The sequence below is a fragment of the Lactococcus petauri genome (assembly GCF_002154895.1).
In the GTDB taxonomy this organism is placed as follows: Bacteria; Bacillota; Bacilli; order Lactobacillales; family Streptococcaceae; genus Lactococcus; species Lactococcus petauri.
Window position 1 is genome coordinate 269,504 of the sequence record NZ_MUIZ01000002.1, and the last position, 19,575, is coordinate 289,078.

Genomic DNA, 19,575 nt, shown 5'->3' on the forward strand with positions numbered 1-19,575 from the left:
AATATCGAAAGAAAAAAACACGCACTATTTTAGACAAAAATAGTATTTATCATAAAAAAAGTCTCCTTTTATTACTTATAATAAACACAAAAACATGAATGTTCAAATTGCTCTTAAAAATGTATTTATGTTTTAGTATACTATAAGTAAATAAGACTATTGGAGAAAATATGAAAAGATTTATTGGGTTAACTGTTGTATCAATTATTTTTTGTGGAGGATATTTTGCTTTAAAACATATTTTAAACACGACTGACTATTACGCGAAAGTTACTTTGGAAAACAAGACGAGTTATGTGACCAGAAGCACTTCTGATTCAGAAAGTGAATACGTCTATTTCTTCAAATCCTCTAATAGTAAAGGGGAAATCAAAGATCTACGTTTACGTGCAGATTCATTACGTGAAGGTGTATACATCATGGCTCACGTAAATTACGATAAGATTGTACGTTGGAATATTGTAGAAGAAAGAAGTGTTCCACCAAAAGCGCTAGAGAAGATAAAGTTATAGAACAAAAATAATGCCTACTGCATTATTTTTTTATTTTCTTTAATATTAATAAATGTTTAAGCAATTAATTCGCTTTTGTTCTGACAATTCTGTACAATTAAAATATAAAGCGCTATCACACCAAAAGATTGGAGAAGGATATGAAAATTAATACAAGGAAAAGAAAGTTCACCTTAGCTTCTGTGGTGTTACTTGCTGCAGTTTCAAACATGATTGTTTCTCAATCAGCTGTGGAGGCCGTAACGACCACCATTAAAAATCAGGTCTCTAATGGTGAGGTTGTTATTTATGCACAACAGGCTGGACCTTCAAGTGCTGCCGCTACGGGAAATGCTATCGGGAATAATGACGGTACACAACAAGCTGCAGGTGAATCTTCAACATCTACGGCGACAAATAACTTAACAATGTCGAACGTTCAATTTTCTGCAACTAAAATTACACCGACTGGTGCTGCTTCTGCAATGGTTAACAGTACAGGTGATGTTGTATCCTCAGCCTTTACAGCCGATGCTTCAACAAGAAAAATTCAGAAAACCGATACAAATGGTATGACGGACTTTACGGGACTTACTGATGGTTATTGGCTTTTTCATCAAATGACTTTGGTTGGCGGTGTACAGACTGTTAAGGATTTTATTGTGACGGTTAATACTTCCGATACAACCAATAAAGGTCCACTGAATGTCTATCCGAAGCAGGATATGACGAAATATAAAAACTTATTTGATATTGCTGCTACAAACGCTGATGATAACTACAACGGAAAAACGCCTAATGAACTTGTATCACCTAATGCAGATACGACGACTTTAATTGATACAAATGAGAGTGACGCTGCGAATACAACGACAGCAGCAGCTGGAAACAAGGTCGGTTGGAATGTCAATACAAGTTTTGATAAATCCCAATGGACCAATACTTCTGATACAGTGACTTCGCCTGACATCGCAGATAATGTTAAAGCAAAATTTACGATTGAAGATACGATTCCAGCTGGATTCACAATCGGTATTCCAACGCTTAAGGCGGGTACAACAGCTTTAACACCTGAAGTAGATTATACAATGACCATTACGAATCAAGTGGTTTCAGTTTCTTTAACAAATGATGGCATGAAAAAAGTAGCTGGTCTACTAGATGCAGCAACAGGTAGAATAAATATGAACCTCTACATTCCTACGACAGTATCAGGTAGTGTTACAGCGGGGTCATATAAAGATAATGCCAAAACAACAATCATCAATGCTTACGGTGTCGATCTCAGTTCAACACCTAAAAATTCTACTGTAAATATTGGTGGTGTCCAACTGACGAAAACAGATGGGACTTCAGCAATTACTTCATCTCCAGCTACATTTGTGCTGGTAAGAGCAAAAGATGCAGCCGCGGCTGAGGTCTTGGTTAAAAAACATGCCTCAAGCTTTAATGGCTCTTCTTCAGATCTTTCCAGTTTACCGACAGCCTACTCATCAACAGACAAAGCATCTTTCGTGACACAAGCTGACGGAACAATTGCTGTCAAAACAACAGGAGCTTCAGGAGTTGCTACTTTTTCTGGTCTTAACCTTGTTGACACCAACACAGACACAGAAAACACAAGCAACTATTTTGCGGTCGAAGTGATTGCCCCTGATGGTTTCCAATTACCAACAGCAACCACAGCTGCCAATGTAACAAAGGTCAATGCTTCAACAACACCAGCTGCGCATAATAATGATATTGTGAATAATAAACCATTCCCACTTCCATTTACAGGTGGAGCAGGAATTGTCGCCGTGGTATTAGTAGCAGGAGTAGCAGGCTTTGCAGCAATGGTTATTCGTAAAAAGAAACAAGAAGTAGAGGTAGATTCAAAATAGTAAAATATGGCTACCATGCAGGAGGAGCACATGCGTGATAAAGGTCCAGATAGAAAAAGCGAACGTCGATTTTCACTGCGCAATATTATTTCCACTGTTCTGTTGATTTTTGCTTTGGGTCTTTTATTTTATCCTATCTTTGTGAACTACATGGTCGCGCAACAAAATAAAACAACAATCCAAAAATATACCAATAGCGTTGAAACAATAGATCCAGCCCAAGCAAAGCATCTCAAAAATGAAGCAACTATTTATAATCAGTATATTTATGCCAAAAGTCAATACCAAAGCTGGAATAAAGCAGTACCAGATTATAAGCAACAGTTGGTGACTAACAATGATAAAGTTATTGCTTATCTCTCCATTCCACAAATTAGGGTTACGAACATCCCTGTTTATAGTGGCGATAGTGAAGAAACATTAGCAGCAGGTGTTGGCCATATCCCGCAGACAAGTTTACCCATTGGTGGAGAAAATACACATGCTGTATTATCAGCACATTCTGGGCATATTAATAATACCTTATTTTCTGATTTGGAAGACTTGAAAATGAAGGATGTTTTCTACATTCATGTCTTAGATCAAACATTAAAATACGAGATTTTTGAGCGAAAAATTGTAAATCCTGAAGATACGGATGCTATTAATGTCATTCCGGGAAAGGATTTGGTCACACTGGTTACATGCTGGCCAACAGGTATTAACAATAAACGCCTACTTGTTACAGGAAGAAGAGTTGCTACAAATACATTGAATCCACAAGAGCACATCCAACGTAATAAATATGGCTACAATTTCTGGGTGATGCTTCTTGCAAGTCTGTTAGCGCTGTGTACATTGGGGCTTGTTTTACGCAATGTCTTGGGTGCTAAAAACTATAATATGCGAATCGATAGAGCACAGTTCGATGCGATTCAAAAAGGCAAACAAGAAATTATTATTGCGCCACTTCCTCCGGGAAGTAGAAAGTACCGCTTAAAAGATAAGATTACACTCATTGCGGCAGAGGCTCTTGAGTCTGATAAACGTCAATATTTTGCAAAAGTAGATGACCAACAGTGGGAGAGTGTTAATAAGAGTAAGAAAGCTGAAAAACAAAAGGTAAAAATTACTCAAATCATAGATGCAGATGAATTTAATAAAACAGATGAACACTTAGAAAGCACAACATATCTTGAGTTTAAAAAGACAGCGGAGCACCTGTTACAAGAGCGGTTAAATACAAAACAGCTTCCTGAAAACTGTATTTTAATTAAGGTGATGGTAAAAGAATAAATTCTAGAGAGGATCCACATGAAAAAAAGACGACTATTGGCTCTTATATTCTTTTTTTCAATTGTCTTATTGAGATGGAATAATGCGCCAATTCAAGCAGCGGAAAGACATTCTCAAAATATAATCATTGTAAAATATGGGCTCACATCGACGTCTCATGGATTTTCTACTGATCAAAGCTTTAATACCGGCTTAAAAATTAACAATATTATTATTGATAATGAAGGTAAGGAACTTCAACCCATAGCTGATATAAGCTATATAGTACAGCAAATTACGGAGAAGGATGATCTAGCAGTAATGGACCCCTCAAGCTATACAAAAGTGGGCAACCCGATAAAACTCGTGACAAATAAAGATGGTATCGCAAATACACGTTTAGGTGACGGCAAATACATCCTAACTGAGCAAGCCAATAATGCTGCAGGGCTTATTAATCCGCAAGCTCCTGTTTTGCTTGATCTCCCAACAGCAGATAGCCTAGAAGAGATTTATATATATCCCAAATCTAGCCTTATTAACACTGAAAAGCAACCTACACAAAACTTTACCAAGCCAACACAAATTCAGTACAGACATGATTTACCACATACGGGTGAAAAAATCTCATGGTTTATTGCACTTAGTGGGGCATTTCTTCTGATTATTGTTGCTTTTGTTCTTAATCGTAAAGAAAAAAGTACACAAACGAAGTGAATTTAGGGGAAGGAGGTGAATTTATTTGAAGAAAATGAGCAAAAGTGATTGTGGTGACTTAAGTTTGGGCTACAAATATTATAAGAAAATAAGAAGAAAGAATAAAAGAAGGAAAAACAAAGCATTACACCAATACTTTAAACTAGTTTTATATATTTTCACCTTATTTATACTTAGTCCATTGTCACCTGTTGTGAATTGGATGCCTTCTTTGGGGACTCTTTCTGCTGAGGCTTCCATTACTCAACAAACGGATGGTTCTGGTATAACTTGGAATCTTATCACAGCAGGTAATGATATCAATACGTTAGCTACCACAGCACTTCCCGGTTCTACACTTTATATAAAAGCAGCAAACGACTTGACCTTAGGCGTTACTGCAGTATTGCCTTTAAACTTAACTTTAGTTTTTGATATGGGCGGCCATGCTTTATACAATACAGGAGCTGCCGTTATTACACCTTCTGTAGGGAATACCATAACTTTTCAAAATGAACGTATTGTATCAACAGGGACGACTAATAGCACTACTGTACCAAGTCCCTTAGGAGTAGGTACGGTAACAGGAGTATACAACTACTATTATGGTCTCTTTAGTGCAACAAATATCTCGGGAGTTAGTATAACTTATAAAAATGTTGTCCAAGATTTAGGGACTGTAACAACTTGGGGAGCTGGTGGACAACCTTTTTATAATATTGGAAGTTCTGTTAATTTCTCTGGAACCAATTACTTTAACTATAATTCGGGGCAGGAATTCATGGAAGGTACAGGGATTAATGTCCTTGATGGAACCACAACAATTAAACACAGCTCTGGTGGAAATGCCCCATTGTGGGCTCAATCCGCTGCTTCAATAAATGTTGCGGCAGGAGCGACTTTAGATTTTACGGGAAGTTCAACTGGACGTGGTTTTATTTATCTTGATAATACACCCACTTTTACGATAAATAATAATGGCACTCTAAAGCTCAACATGGCTGGCGCAAGTAGTAATAATTTTTATAGCAATACCGGTATGTCATCGATTACGATGAATTATGGTGTTAATTCTAGTACAACGATAACTGCACCCGGATTCTTTGATTATAATGCTACAGGTGGCGCTTTTAAAACAACGATTGGACAGGGGGCGAGTTTTGACTATAGTACAGGGAATACTTCAAATGCTTTCTTAGGAACATTGGCTGCTACTGACAGTTTTACGCTCAATTCTGCGAAACATGTTCGACTTAATACAAGTAAAACAACTGGAAGTAGCATCCTAGGAACGGACGCAAGTGCAATGCCATTTGTGCTAAATGCAAGTTCACCTTCAGCTTACGCCATTAACGGTTACAATAGTACCGGAGCTGCTAGTCTGCTGGCAAGTCCTACAAGTGGTGCATTTGGAGTAACTGGAACTTTTCATAGTAATTTAGCAGACTTAAACAAGCTTACTGGTCAAAAAATTCCTACAGCAGCAGAAATTACCAGCTATCAAAATTCCGCCCAGCTTGAATTTAACCTTGTATCTCCTGCACAAGCCAATTTTAGTTATGCATGGGCGGCGAATGTTCCTGGACAAAACGGGATAGCTGGTACTTTACTTGGGCAACTTCCGGCACGTGTATCAGAGCAAGGAACCGTTGGAGGAGCTCTAACAGCGCCAACATTATCTGCAGCACCCAAGGGCTATTATATCTCGGGTTATAAAGCACCAAACGGCACAATCTACAGCACACTGGCTGCAGCTTTAGCAGCGGTTAATAATGTATTTGGTACGACTTCGAACACAACGACACCTGATGTTTACATGCCTTCCACAAATGATTTTCAAGTCATTTTGAGTGCAGAGGAGCAAACATTTTATATTAATTATGGCTATGCGTTTACAAATTTTGGAAATGTACCACCTTTCCCACCCAATGCTTATAGCCAAAAAGGCTTGACTGGCGCACCACTCGCAATAAGTGGCTTAGGAGCCGCCCCGACAGGATATCATTATTCTGCTGTGATGAATAACAAGGGGTCATCTTGGATTGATCAGACAAATCCGGAAACGGGAGCAGCTAATACGCCTACTCCTTATTATGTATCGATTAGTTTGGCACTCACAGCAGCGATAACTCAGCAAAATGGGGGAATGTATTTTGGAACCTCATCTTTAAGTGCAGCTCCCATAATTAATAATCAAGGGGCATTTGATAACAATGTAATGGCTATGCTTACAGTAAATGCGGAAATTGCAAACTATACTTATGGTTGGGCCAATATTACACCAGGTTATAATGGAAATGCCGGACAGATTTATGGGAATCTTCCAAGTCAAGCAACTTCTAATGGTGGCTTCGGTGACACCATTGCGCGAGACACATCGGGCATAAATTCTCCGGGAAACAATTACCAGACCTTTGTAGCTCCTCCAAATGATAAGGCTCTTAGTGGCTATTCTGTGGCTGTGCGTGCACCAAATGGAATAACATACACATCGGATTCCAATGCTGTTGCGAGCTCTACAGTAATTAAAACAACTACGCCATTAACAACTGCGACTCAAGCCAATACTTTTAAAGAAGGAGCAGCAGCAAATAATTTCGTGATTACTTATACACCTATTGCAAATAAGATAAGTTGGCACTACACATACGATCCAAGTATATCTAATCCACCGGCTGCCCCTGCTGACATTGTCCAAACAGGTGTGTTAACAGGCGCGCCACTTACAGATCCAAAAGCGACAGCGCCAAATGGATACTTTATTGAAGGGTATCAGTATCCTGGAGATACCAAGATTTATCCCACAATTGCGGAGCTACAGACTGCGCATTTCTCTGGCACTAGTGACATAACGATTAATGTCCTTTTAGCTAAAAATTTTGTCTTACCTTATACAGGAGGCTCAGGACAGTTTGGGATAATCTTAGCATCAGCTACACTTGCCTTTCTTGCTTTAGCTTTTTACATCTTTAAAAGGAAAGATTAAAGTATTTCTTTTAACCACAGGATCTCGATCGTGTGGTTTTTTCTAATTTTTTGCAATAATTGAGGTATATAAGTGTATTTGTGCTCAGATATTGGTATAATTAAGCATTATGACAAGAAAAAATATACTAAAAGCACAACGAATCGTAGTAAAAATTGGTACAAGCTCGTTGATTTTACCGAATGGGAAGATAAATTTATCAAATATAGATGAACTGGCTTTTGTGTTGTCCGATATAAATAATAAGGGATATGAAGTTATCTTAGTAACTTCAGGAGCTATCGGAGCGGGTTTAAACGTCCTTGAGATGAATGAACGTCCAAAAGATATTGCACAGCAACAAGCCTTAGCAAGTATTGGTCAAGTAGAGTTGATGAGTCTTTACACGCAAATGTTTCGTCGTTATTCTCAAAAAGTGTCACAGCTTTTATTAACACGGGATGTTACCGATTTTCCACTGAGCTCAAATAATGCTGAAAATGCCTTGAAGGCGCTGCTCTCTCTGGGAATCATCCCTATTATCAATGAAAATGATGCTATAGCTGTCGATGAAATGGATCACCAAACAAAATTTGGCGACAATGACAAGCTGGGAGCGATTGTTTCAAAGCTTGTGGATGCTGATTTACTCATTATGCTTTCTGATATCGATGGACTTTATAATAAAAACCCCAATATTTATGATGATGCTAAAATATTTAAAGAAATCCATGACATTACGGATGAATTACGACAAATGGCGGGCGGAGCCGGGAGTCGTTTTGGTACAGGCGGGATGACCTCTAAGCTTGCCGCTGCAGAAATTTTATTTGAGAACAAGCAGGAGATGGTTCTGACCAATGGTGAACGCATCCGTGAAATAAAGGATATTATTGCTGGACAGGAAATCGGGACTTATTTTCACCCAAAAATTGAGAAAGAAGAAGCAAGATGATTGAAGATTTAGGAGTAAAAGTCAAAGCGGCAAGTAAAGAAGCAGCAAAACTATCTGCTGCAACAAAAAACAACTTTCTGCTTTTCCTAGCAGATACTCTCATTCAAAACACAAGCCGGATTATTTTTGAGAACGAGAGGGACTTACTTAAAGCAAAAGAACATGGCATTTCGGATATTATGGTAGATCGTTTACGATTGACGCCAGAAAGAATTTCGGATATGGCACTTGGGTTACGTCAAGTGGCGGACTTACCTGATCCTATCGGCCAAGTTTTACAAGGATTCACAAATCTTGATGGGCTAAAAATTGTCCAAAAACGTGTGCCACTCGGTACGGTTGGGATGATTTTTGAGAGCCGCCCAAATGTGACAATTGACGCCTTTTCACTTTGTTTTAAAACAGGGAATAGTGTTCTCTTACGCGGTGGTTCAGACGCCATACATTCTAATACAGTCTTAGTTGAAATTATTAAAGAAAGCTTACGTAAGCAAGGAATTAACTCCAGTATCGTAGAGCTTCTCACGGATACCAGTCATGCAGAAGCAGAAAAGATGATGCAGGCTGATCAATTTTTAGATGTACTTATTCCTCGAGGTTCTGCTCGATTGATTAACCGTGTAAAAGAAAAAGCAACAGTTCCTGTTATTGAAACGGGAGTTGGAAACTGTACCATTTATGTTGATGAAACTGCTGATTTAGACATGGCTACAAAAATAGTCGTCAATGCTAAAACACAGCGCCCAAGTGTTTGTAATGCTGCTGAAAGTCTCGTGGTACATGCACAAATCGCTGCTGAATTTTTACCTAAATTGCAGGAAGCTTTGAAAAAAGCACATGAGGTTGAGTTTAGAGCGGATGAACGTGCCTTGAAAATTCTCCAAGCTTGTGCTGGAAGCTTAGCAATTACCGTTCAAGAAGAAGATTTTGGTACAGAGTACTTAGACTATATTATGTCAGTTAAAACGGTTGACAATTTAGATGAAGCAATTGAACATATTAATCAATATTCGAGTCGTCATTCAGAAAGTATCGTAACTAAAGATTACTTTAACGCTCAAAAATTTCAAGAGGAGATTGATGCAGCGGCAGTCTATGTAAACGCATCGACACGATTTACAGATGGATTTGTCTTCGGACTTGGTGCTGAAATTGGGATATCCACTCAAAAACTCCATGCACGCGGGCCAATGGGACTAGAAGCTTTGACTTCAAGTAAATATCTAATTGACGGAAATGGTCAAATCCGCTAATATTTTTAAATAAAGAACGGTCTTCCAGGGCCGTTCTTTTATTACAAAAAAGTAAGGAATCAGTTAAGCAAAAAAAGATAAAATAGAAAGAAAAATGAGTATAAGAGTTTGATATTTCTTAGCTCAAGAGATTGAAGCTTGCTTAAATATAAGGAGTACATATGAAAAAAAGAGCGCAGAAGAGAAAGAAAGGAATCGATATGTTAGGTGTGACATTTTTTGTTTTTATTGCTGCGGTAATTGGAGTTTTATGTGTTGCTTTATATTATCAACAGACCAAGGCAAGCCCTGGCGAGCCAAGTACGCGCGTGATTAAAAAAACAGAAGAGCAACTAAAGTCAGAGCTTACCATTTACCCAACACTGTATGTTACTGGCTCAAGTGGCAGTCCTAAAAACAACATCAGTCATTTAGTTCAAGCAGTAACCAATAAAAATAATGGCGCAAAACCAGGCCTCACTGTAATTGCAGAAACAGGAAACAAATATAAATTAAGAATTACTGGAAAAATTGATACTAGTAATAAATATCCAGCTATTGCTGTTGGGACAGATCATGGAACAAATAATCACGAAATCTATCAGTATGCGATAAAAGCTACAATAGAATATCTAGCGGCACACTATAATGTCCCTTGGTATAATATTTTAGGCTATTCTTCGGGAGCAGGTGGAGCTATGCGGTTTTTGATCAATTACTCGCAAGATAAAAATTTACCTCCCGCTAAAAAGTTTGTTGCCTTAGATGGTGAATTTAATCGCAAAGAAAAATTAAGAACCAACGAGACCATGGAAAGCCTGTATCAAAATGGTCCCGAAAACAAAAGCGCTGATTATAACTATTTTGAGAAAAATTATTCAAAAATGGATAAGGGCATCCATGTCTATCTCATGGCTTTAGATACGCCTGTCGGCTCTGACTTTGATGGCGTTCTCCCGTGGTCCGATCTCTTTTCTGTTTATAACCTCTTTGAAAAAAATGGCAATATAACGGAAAAATTCACCTATACAAATAGCCCAGGAGAACGCTATTCTCACGGTTCGATTTGTAAAATGCCTGCAGCACAAGACTATATCGAGAAGGTTTTCTACCATTCAACTTAACTTACCAAAATGTAAGTTTACAGACAATTTAATTATAGTACAATCATATATTATGAATAGAAAATATAAAAAATTATTCATCTTTTTGGGAAAGACACTGTTTTACTTCGTAGTTATTTTAATTCTACTTTATCTTTATTCTTATAGTAAAACAGGAGGCGCACACTTTATCTACAACGAATTTTAGAAAGGAGATGTCATGAACATTTTTCACGAAATTTTATCCGGAGCAACAAAATATCCGGAGCGTTTAGCGATAGTCGAACACGACCAAGATTATACTTATCGTCAATTGCTTGATGCAGCATCACAGGTAGCTCAAAAAATATCTGCAATGCCCATCTCCCAACGGCCAATTATTGTATTTGGTAAAAACGGATTTTTATCATTAGCTACACTACTCGGTGTTTCGCTTACAGGGAGGGCCTATATTCCTGTAGATGCCCATACACCTTTTGAGAGAACGCAGCTGATTAAACAAGCCGCAAACCCCTCTTTAGTCATACATACAGTGGAACTTGAAGAGAAGTTATCCCAACTTTTTACATCAAGGACATCTTATACTGAATACCAAGAAAATATCGATTTCGATTTTTCACAGATTGACAGTCGTCAAGCTGTGAGCGGAGAGGATATTAACTACATTATCTATACTTCGGGCACAACGGGACTTCCAAAAGGTGTCGCAGTAACACATAATAACTTACTTAGCTTCACTAAATGGATGAATAAGGATTTTTCTATAATCGAAAATAATCACTTTCTGTCTCAAGCACTATATAGCTTTGATCTATCAATTTTCAGTTTATATCCTAGCTTGACAACAGGTGGGACCTTGATTTCACTTAGTCAAGAGGATACAACGAATTTCAAAAAACTTTTTGAACGACTTAATTCAAGTACAATCAATACCTGGGTTTCTACTCCATCCTTTATCGAAATATGCCTGCTTGATCCATCATTTGTTGAAGAAAATCATCCAGATTTACAGCAATTTATTTTTTGTGGCGAGGAATTAACGCACAAAACAGCATCGAAGCTGCTCGACAAGTTCCCACATGCAAAAGTTTGGAACACTTATGGACCAACCGAAGCTACAGGTGCTATTACAAGTATTCAAGTTGATAGAACAATCCTTCAGGACTATAAGCGCTTGCCTATTGGCACTGCAAAGCCAGGGGTTGAAATTCAAATCATTGATGATGAAATTATTATTATTGGGGATTCTGTAGCACAGGGATATTTTGAAAATTCGGAGAAGACAGCAGAAGTCTTCTTTGAGTATGAAGGCAAGAAGGCGTATCATACAGGAGATTCAGGCTATTTTGATGAAAATTCGGTCCTTAACTATAATGGTCGTATCGACTTTCAAATAAAATTCAATGGTTTTAGGATTGAGTTGCAGGATATCGAAGCTCATTTATATGAAATTGCTGAGATTGAAAAAGCATTAGTGGTGCCTCAAGAAAATGCCGCACATAAAGTAACAGGATTAATAGCAGTCATCCATTCTTCTCTAAGTTTTGAAACTAAGGCTGAAGAACGCGCATTTAATAAAAAAATCAAGGCACAACTTTCAAATACGATTATGGATTATATGATGCCGACTAAATTCATTTATCTTGATGATTTCCCGCTTACTCCCAATGGAAAAATTGACCGAAAGGCCTTAACCAAACAAGTCCTTGGAGGTAAGAACTAGTGGAACCATATGCAACACCTTTTTATTTTGTGATTTTAGGGTTAGCACTGCTTCCACTTATCATGGCACACGCCTACGGAAAAAAATGGATGGGCTATCAAGTCATCTTGACCATTGCCTTTCTCTGGATCAGTTTCGGCGGTAAAGTCAGTCTTTGGTCCCTTCTGGGTTTTGGGATTTTTGAAACAACTTTAATCAAGCTTTACGAGCACTATCGAAAACTCCAAAACAAAACTTGGGTGTTCGTTTTAGCAGTGATTGCATCGTTACTACCTTTAATAATCGTTAAGGTGACACCCTTATTGGACCCGATGCACCCACAATCTATCCTTGGTTTTTTAGGAATATCTTATGTGACCTTTAAAACTGTAAGTGTAATTCTTGAGTTACGCGATGGCCTGATTAAAGAAGTTCCCTTAAAGGAATATCTTTATTTTCTATATTTCTTTCCCACCATTTCGTCAGGGCCAATTGATCGTTTCCGACGTTTCCAAAAAGAGCTCGAAGCGCCACTGACAGATAAGTATTCAGAGTATTTAGGAAAAGGAATTTTCTATATTTTCCAAGGTTTCCTATATAATTTCATCATTTCTTATCTGATCTCACATTATTTTCTGCATGATTTAGCGATAAAAGCAACATTGCATCCCAATTTGTGGAATATGATGGGGAGCATGTACGCTTACGGTTTTTATCTCTTTTTCAACTTTGCAGGTTATTCTCTTTTTGCGATGGGTGTTTCTTTGATTATGGGATATAAAATTCCTATTAACTTCAATAAACCCTTTCTCGCAAAAAATATTAACGACTTTTGGCAACGCTGGCATATCTCTTTATCATTCTGGTTCAGAGACTTTGTCTTTATGCGTTTAGTAAAGTGGATTATGGTTAAAAAATGGTCCAAAAATATGATAACCATCTCAAACGTGGGTTACTTAGTAAACATGTTCATTATGGGATGCTGGCATGGTTTAACGTGGTACTATATCTTATATGGTGTTTATCATGCCTGCCTGATGATCATTTATGATGCCTGGAAGCGAATGAAGAAGAAGCACAAATGGAATATTCCTGATAATATGTGGACACGTGGAGCTGCAATATTTATCACTTTTAATGCCGTTATGGTCAGTTTCCTTATCTTTTCAGGAATCCCTAATTATGCTATAATGCATGCAATCAATGGACTTGGTAGTCCTTTACCTAATTTTTAGACAATAATAGAAGAAAGAAGAATAAATATGAAAAATGAAGTATTAAATATCATTGAAGAAGTTGCTGGCACAGATGAGTTTCGTGAAGATTTAGATATGGATCTTTTTGAAGAAGGCATTCTTGACTCTATGAGAGCCATTATGCTTATTGTCGAGCTTGAAAATGCCTTTAGTTTAAGTTTACCACCTTCTGAAATGGATCGTGACGACTGGAATACAGCAAATAAAATTGCCGATCGTATCAAGGAAAAGATGGATGAAGAAAGATAAGGTACTTCAAGAACTCGCACCTTTGGTTGCGGCCCTTACTTTGCTAGCGATACTCATCTTTTCTCCTCTCACTGTTTTCCCTAAGTTTAATAAGCATGAACTTGATGAGTTTGCGACTGATCCTAAGAATCGGACAGGCTTTGTAAGCTATGCGATTAAATCACAAGCATTCTCTAATCCGCATTATCTGCCAATTTTAGGCTCTTCTGAACTGGAACATATTGATCCTTTTCATCCAAGTAGTTTCTTTATGAGAAATAATAAAGGTTTTACCCCTTTTCTAGCAGGTCAACCCGGAACCCAATCCTTAACACACTTTTTCTATCTGAATTCTGTTGAAAAGCAATTGCATAACCGTAAGATTGTTTTTATCATCAGTCCACAATGGTTTACACGTAAAGGTATTGGTACACCTGAGTTAAGTCAATTTGTTTCTAAAGGGGAAATATATGCGTGGTTACAATCTGCCTCACCAAAAGATGTCGCGACACAAAAACTCGCTCAACGCCTTTTGAATTTTAAAGATTTCCCTGAGGATATTGTTGTTACTCATGCACTAAAAGCTCTAGCAAATGGTAAAAAAATCGACAGTATAAATCAGATTTCAATTAAACTTGCAAATCAGTTCTGGACGAAACAAGATTCTCTTTTTACGGGCTTATCAAAGCTCAGCGGTAGGCAAGAAAATTCATACGAAAAGATAGAGCGAATCAGTAAACAATTACCAAACACAAAAGATTTTGAAAAACTGGATCAAGCAGCATACGAACGAGGAGCTGCAAATTCAGCAAATAATGAATTTCAAATTGTTGACCATGTGTGGTCAAGAAATCTTCAAAAGGTCTTTAAAGAACGTAAAGGTGTGATGAAGGAAGTGAGTTACCTGAGAAGTCCGGAATATCTTGATTTTCAACAGCTTTTAAATCAATTTGCAAAAAATAATAATGATGTGCAGTTCGTTATTCCACCTGTAAATGGAGCATGGTACCAGTATACAGGGCTCTCTTATGACATGTTACAGGAGTTTAGCGCAAAAATTAAATATCAACTTAACAGCCAAGGTTTCCATCACATTTATGACATGACAAATAAATTCAACGAAAAGTACTATATTGGGGACACTATCCACTTGAATAATCGTGGTTGGGTGGCTTTAGATAAAAAAATCGAAGAATTTATGAAACATCCGACTAAGACAGCATATAAGATCGATAATGCTCAATTTTTTAGCACAGAATGGGCCAATGGAGATAAGGAAGTTTCTCTTAATAGATAAAAAATAAATTAAAAAACGACAATATTCAATTGTCGTTTTTTGTTTGTCCGATTTCTTGGACATGTTCTCATTATTTATGACAGAAAATGCTTAATTTACTCTATTTTATTTTATGGAGTTAAAAATCGTCTACTCAATCTAATATTAAAAACATTTGGACTTATCCCTCTATCTTTGTATTATTAAATTAGGAGAAAGAGAAAAAAACTAAAGTAATTATCATTTTACTTTAATGTTTAATCTTTTTTAAACTAAAGAAAAAGGAGGGAAACGAAATGTTGCAAACAAAGTGACATCTATTTTTTGATTTTTTCTAAAAAAGTTCATTAATTCAAAATAAAAAGGAGTAGAAACATGAAAACTTTAAGACAAGTATTGCAAGGGCTTGTGTTGGCGATAGTACTTTCGGTATTAATTATCTCCGGGATGCGATTAAAAAATACCTTGAGTCGAGTGAGTGCGGATAGAGTTGATAAGAAAACAGATCAAAAAGTGGCACCCATACGAGATAAGAATAACAACACAGCTCAAATTTTAGAAAAAGAGGCATGGTGGACAGATCAAGAAGCTTATGAAGCTAACTTACTTTTAAAAGTGAACGGTTCAAGTCTCTCTGGGCCGATGGATGTCGTTTTTGTTTTAGACCGCTCAGGTAGCATGGACATGACTTATACCGATAATGCTAATGCGACAGCTTATGAAGGATATCCTTTATTCTCCAGCTCTTGCTTAAACCAGGAACATTTTTATCTTGAACCACTACATGAAGGACAGGAACCCGAAGCAAACGCAGATAAATTAAAAGTTTATGAGAATAGTGATAATACCCTCACAGTTTATAACGCGGATGTTGATAAATGGGAAGTGATTGGGACTACACCGGTTCATCTTTTTGAGCAATTTACTCAAAGTACAGCCAAGTATATTCCTTACCATTTCAAGAAGGAAGGTGAAAAATTTGTACGTATCAGTCATTGGGATGCTGCAGCTAAAGTAGCTGGAAAAACACAACCTGGCGTTTGGGTGCATGGCGATGAAGATGAAGGTTGCTATGACCGATGGATGCTATCGAAAGAAGCTATTTCGGAAGTGACCGATAAGTTACTCCAAGAACATCCTGAAAATAGAGTGGCTCTGGCACCATTTTCAATTCGAGATTCATCAATGGTTACCCATTTAAATTATAATTCACAACGAATGAAAAATTTTAGAGATAATCTTGTTTTAAAAAATAATGAACATGGCTACTTTGGCCCAAATACAGGAACAACCATTGAAGCAGACGGCTCAATCAGTGGCACCTATAATTCTACTGTAGGTTGGAAGGATAATATTGCTGAAAATAGAGCAGCCATTGATGATATGCTTCCTCGTCTGTTTACAACCCCACAAACAGACTATCAATACGGATTGAGTATGGCATATAATTTGCTTCAATCACGCAGTGATGAAGCTAAGGCAACAAAAGGTGCGATGGTCGTTTTCTTATCCGATGGTGTTCCACAAAGTACTGCAACAATGCGAGCTGGCTGGTCAGGTGGCGGTCCCATTGTATCTTTTGGACAAACAGATGGTAGAATTCTAGCAATGTCCGCAGCTATTACAAGTGATGAACCTGTAGAAGTAGAAGGTGCACCAACAGGGACATATCAACGTCACGATATCGACCAAAATTATCTAAAACTCATTGAGGGAACAACCTATGAAGTTGCTGGAATGGGCGCAGAAATGCTGACAGTAGATTATATGGCTAACAGTGCTATCTTAAAAACAATGGCAAACGACCCACAAAATTATTTTGAGGTTCCAGCTGATAATGTTGGTGCAGGAAAAACGTACTTGACTGATTTGCTGCTTAATTCTACGCTCTTCCCAGGTGGGCGTGATTCTGTTCTTAGAGATAAAGTGAGTCAATATTATTATGTCCCAGAAAACGCCACTCTGCCTCAAGGTGTCACGATTGAAGGAAACTATGAGGACAAAGGCGAAGAACAGACGATTGTCTGGGAATTAGGCGATCTTTATGATTATAGTCCAGATGGCTATCCATCTGTAAATATTCCGCTGGTATTAAAAGAAGAATATCGTCAGGTTTCACAGGATACTTACTACCCAACAAATGCAGATACAAGTGATAAAGCCATGGATATTTTGGATCCTGAACGAGGAATTGACGATGAAGATACAGGCGCAAAGCTCTATTATACAGACCCTCATAATCAAAAACGTTACGATACTATTGGCACACCAAAGCTTGCTGTTAAGCCGGATACAGTAAAAAGTACTCGTTACCAAATCCAAGCTGAAAAACTATTGAGCGGACGTTCTCTTTTAGCGGGAGAGTTTACTTTCGAGTTGCTAGACAGTGCAGGAAAAGTTATTCAAACCGTACACAATGATGCTTCAGGCAAAATAGTATTTTCACCAATCACTTACACAAGTACGGGAGATTATGATTATACAGTGAGAGAGAAGGGTGGTTTGGATAAGACCATTGACTATGATGCTGCCAATTATAAAGTTACTGTTAGCATCAAGGAAGAAGCAGGGATCCTTGTTGCTACAGCTACAGGAGATGCAGCGATACAGTTTAAAAACAGTTATCAACCATTTGGTACAGAAATTCATTTGCAAGCAACCAAAGAACTTGTCGGAAAGAAACTGACAGATCAGGAATTCACGTTTGAATTAGTCAATGCTTCAAATCAAGTTATTCAAACGGCCAAAAATGATGCTTCAGGACAGATTCGCTTTGATAAGCTAGCTTATACAAAAACAGGAAGCTACGATTACACGATTCGTGAAAAGGCAGGAGTAGATCCTCAAATTACCTACGATACTAAATCCTATAAGATTCATGTTGAAGTAGTAGACCAAAAAGGAAAACTTGTTGCATCTATAAGTTACAAACAAAAACCACAGTTTAAAAATATCTATCTTGAAGAAAAAAAATCATCTTCTAAAGATGATGGAAACAAGAACTTGATTGAAAAGGTCGAACCACAAAAAAAAGTCTTACCAAAAGCAGGAGAGTTTAATAAGACAGCTGCTATTGTCACTGGGCTTGGTTTAATTTTAGTGGTATTGGCAATCTTCTGGGCAAGAAAATTTAGAAAGAATAGAAAATAGAAATGTATAAAAAGACTAGTATTAACTAGTCTTTTTATAGTTATTATGATAAAGATTATTCTACAGTTTCTAGAATTTCACTCAAACTTTGACGCTTTTTATTAGGAATTTCCGTTGCTCGGTAACCAAAACCTGCCATATATGCGACACCAAATTCTTCTAAATCAATTAGTCCTTTTTCAGATAAATAATTTTCAACAGCATCGATATTAAAACCTTCGATAGGACAACTATCAATGCCTAGAAAAGAAGCAGTAGTCATCATATTTGCTAATGGGATATATGTTTGTTTTACCGCCCAATCATATTTTGCCTTGTCATCAGATAGTTTAAAATCTTCCGCCTGAAATTTTTTGAAAAATTGGCTTTGGGGTGAGTTTTCAGAATAAGGGAGCTCTAAAACATCTTCAACAATATGTTTGACATGGCTACTGTCATAAGAAACCCCTTTCTTAGCTAGAGCGATAATAAATTTATCTGCTCCATCTAGGCTATTTACTGCTCCCCAAGCCCGGCTTTTCAGGTCTTCCCGTATTTCTTTGTTCTCGATGACGAGAAATTTCCAAGGTTCATAGCCAAATGAACTTGGAGATAGACGCGCAGCCTCAAGGATTGTTTCCCAATCTTGCACAGCAATTTTTTTACTTCTATCGAATTTTTTTGTTGCAAAACGATTAGTGTGTGCCTTTGATATCATATTTCTTAATTGTTCTTGATTCATTTTTTTCTCCTTTTTTAGAACGCTTGTTCTCATAAAACTAAAAATATTAATACTCCGAATCACTCAGAATATTTTTATATTTTATAGAATTGATAGTGTTGTTTTAATAATATTTTCAAGCTCTCTCCGGCTCGTCGCTGAGCGTACAAGTACCCGAATGCCAATTAAAGCATTGTTTAAATAGCTTGCTAAAATACGTGTATCAATATCAGCAGCTAATTCACCTTTTTCCTTCGCTTGATTTAGCAAAAGCACAAAAAAACTTTTTGTCTTTTCGAAAAAATGTTGAACTTGATCAGCAATATCACCATCACGTAAGGCGAGCTCAATTGCCGAATTTACAAAAAGACAACCTTTACGACATTCTTCTTTTGGAAATGCTGAGTCCTTAAAAATTGCTTCAAACTTTTCTCGAATACTAATACTTTTAGCAGTAATCAAAACATAATTTTGACTCATATCTTGATCATACTTGTTTAAGATTTTGAGATAAAGTTGGCGTTTATCACCGTAAGTATCATAAATACTTCTTCGATGGATACCTAGATGGTCAACTAAATCTTGAACAGAAGTATGTTCATAGCCTTTTTCCAAGAAAATATCTGTTGCTTTATCTAAAATCACATCGTAGTCAAACTCTTTGGCTCTAGGCAAAATATTCTC

The 19,575-nt window shown here is 37.3% G+C and carries 16 protein-coding genes; 14 read left to right on the forward strand and 2 right to left on the reverse strand.

The features are described from left to right. Positions 1 to 170: 170 nt before the first annotated feature. The 14 genes from BZZ03_RS03970 (at position 171) to BZZ03_RS04035 (ending at position 18,191) form a co-directional block, all read left to right on the forward strand. A complete protein-coding gene (locus BZZ03_RS03970) occupies positions 171 to 512 on the forward strand; it encodes a YxeA family protein (protein ID WP_086582576.1) in 342 nt (113 codons plus the stop codon). Positions 513 to 652: 140 nt separating this feature from the next. Beyond that, positions 653 to 2,374, forward strand: coding sequence for a SpaH/EbpB family LPXTG-anchored major pilin (locus BZZ03_RS03975; RefSeq protein WP_086582577.1), 1,722 nt, complete (start codon positions 653 to 655; stop codon positions 2,372 to 2,374). Positions 2,375 to 2,404: 30 nt separating this feature from the next. Next, positions 2,405 to 3,649 carry a class C sortase gene (locus BZZ03_RS03980; protein ID WP_086582578.1) on the forward strand — a complete coding sequence of 415 codons (1,245 nt, stop codon included), beginning with the start codon at positions 2,405 to 2,407 and terminating at the stop codon, positions 3,647 to 3,649. Positions 3,650 to 3,667: 18 nt separating this feature from the next. Next, positions 3,668 to 4,345 carry an LPXTG cell wall anchor domain-containing protein gene (locus BZZ03_RS03985; RefSeq protein ID WP_086582579.1) on the forward strand — a complete coding sequence of 226 codons (678 nt, stop codon included), beginning with the start codon at positions 3,668 to 3,670 and terminating at the stop codon, positions 4,343 to 4,345. A gap of 34 nt (positions 4,346 to 4,379) precedes the next feature. Continuing rightward, positions 4,380 to 7,310 carry a beta strand repeat-containing protein gene (locus BZZ03_RS03990; protein ID WP_086582580.1) on the forward strand — a complete coding sequence of 977 codons (2,931 nt, stop codon included), beginning with the start codon at positions 4,380 to 4,382 and terminating at the stop codon, positions 7,308 to 7,310. A 109-nt stretch (positions 7,311 to 7,419) separates the two neighbouring features. Then, positions 7,420 to 8,244 (forward strand): glutamate 5-kinase, encoded by an 825-nt coding sequence (proB, locus tag BZZ03_RS03995; RefSeq protein WP_086582581.1) that lies wholly within the window; start codon positions 7,420 to 7,422, stop codon positions 8,242 to 8,244. Then, a complete protein-coding gene (locus tag BZZ03_RS04000; protein ID WP_086582582.1) occupies positions 8,241 to 9,497 on the forward strand; it encodes a glutamate-5-semialdehyde dehydrogenase in 1,257 nt (418 codons plus the stop codon). Before proB ends, BZZ03_RS04000 begins: the two co-directional genes overlap by 4 nt. Before the next feature lie 161 nt (positions 9,498 to 9,658). Beyond that, positions 9,659 to 10,600 (forward strand): alpha/beta hydrolase, encoded by a 942-nt coding sequence (locus BZZ03_RS04005; protein ID WP_086582583.1) that lies wholly within the window; start codon positions 9,659 to 9,661, stop codon positions 10,598 to 10,600. A 52-nt stretch (positions 10,601 to 10,652) separates the two neighbouring features. Then, positions 10,653 to 10,787, forward strand: a complete 135-nt coding sequence (locus tag BZZ03_RS04010) for a teichoic acid D-Ala incorporation-associated protein DltX (protein WP_080567254.1) — start codon at positions 10,653 to 10,655, stop codon at positions 10,785 to 10,787. A 12-nt stretch (positions 10,788 to 10,799) separates the two neighbouring features. Further along, positions 10,800 to 12,302 carry a D-alanine--poly(phosphoribitol) ligase subunit DltA gene (gene dltA, locus BZZ03_RS04015; protein WP_086582584.1) on the forward strand — a complete coding sequence of 501 codons (1,503 nt, stop codon included), beginning with the start codon at positions 10,800 to 10,802 and terminating at the stop codon, positions 12,300 to 12,302. Further along, positions 12,302 to 13,516 (forward strand): D-alanyl-lipoteichoic acid biosynthesis protein DltB, encoded by a 1,215-nt coding sequence (gene dltB / locus BZZ03_RS04020; RefSeq protein ID WP_086582585.1) that lies wholly within the window; start codon positions 12,302 to 12,304, stop codon positions 13,514 to 13,516. The genes dltA and dltB overlap by 1 nt, the downstream gene beginning before the upstream one ends. 27 nt (positions 13,517 to 13,543) lie before the next feature. Then, on the forward strand, positions 13,544 to 13,786 hold the full coding sequence (gene dltC / locus BZZ03_RS04025) for a D-alanine--poly(phosphoribitol) ligase subunit DltC (protein WP_004257293.1): 243 nt from the start codon (positions 13,544 to 13,546) through the stop codon (positions 13,784 to 13,786). Then, complete coding sequence (gene dltD / locus BZZ03_RS04030) at positions 13,773 to 15,062, forward strand: D-alanyl-lipoteichoic acid biosynthesis protein DltD (protein ID WP_086582586.1); 1,290 nt, start codon at positions 13,773 to 13,775, stop codon at positions 15,060 to 15,062. Before dltC ends, dltD begins: the two co-directional genes overlap by 14 nt. A gap of 354 nt (positions 15,063 to 15,416) precedes the next feature. Next, complete coding sequence (locus tag BZZ03_RS04035) at positions 15,417 to 18,191, forward strand: Spy0128 family protein (RefSeq protein WP_086582587.1); 2,775 nt, start codon at positions 15,417 to 15,419, stop codon at positions 18,189 to 18,191. A gap of 55 nt (positions 18,192 to 18,246) precedes the next feature. Here the strand turns inward: BZZ03_RS04035 and BZZ03_RS04040 are convergent, their stop codons facing one another. Continuing rightward, on the reverse strand, positions 18,247 to 18,912 hold the full coding sequence (locus BZZ03_RS04040) for an NAD(P)H-dependent oxidoreductase (RefSeq protein WP_086582588.1): 666 nt from the start codon (positions 18,910 to 18,912) through the stop codon (positions 18,247 to 18,249). 81 nt (positions 18,913 to 18,993) lie between these two features. Beyond that, on the reverse strand, positions 18,994 to 19,566 hold the full coding sequence (locus tag BZZ03_RS04045) for a TetR/AcrR family transcriptional regulator (protein ID WP_086582589.1): 573 nt from the start codon (positions 19,564 to 19,566) through the stop codon (positions 18,994 to 18,996). Positions 19,567 to 19,575 lie beyond the last annotated feature (9 nt).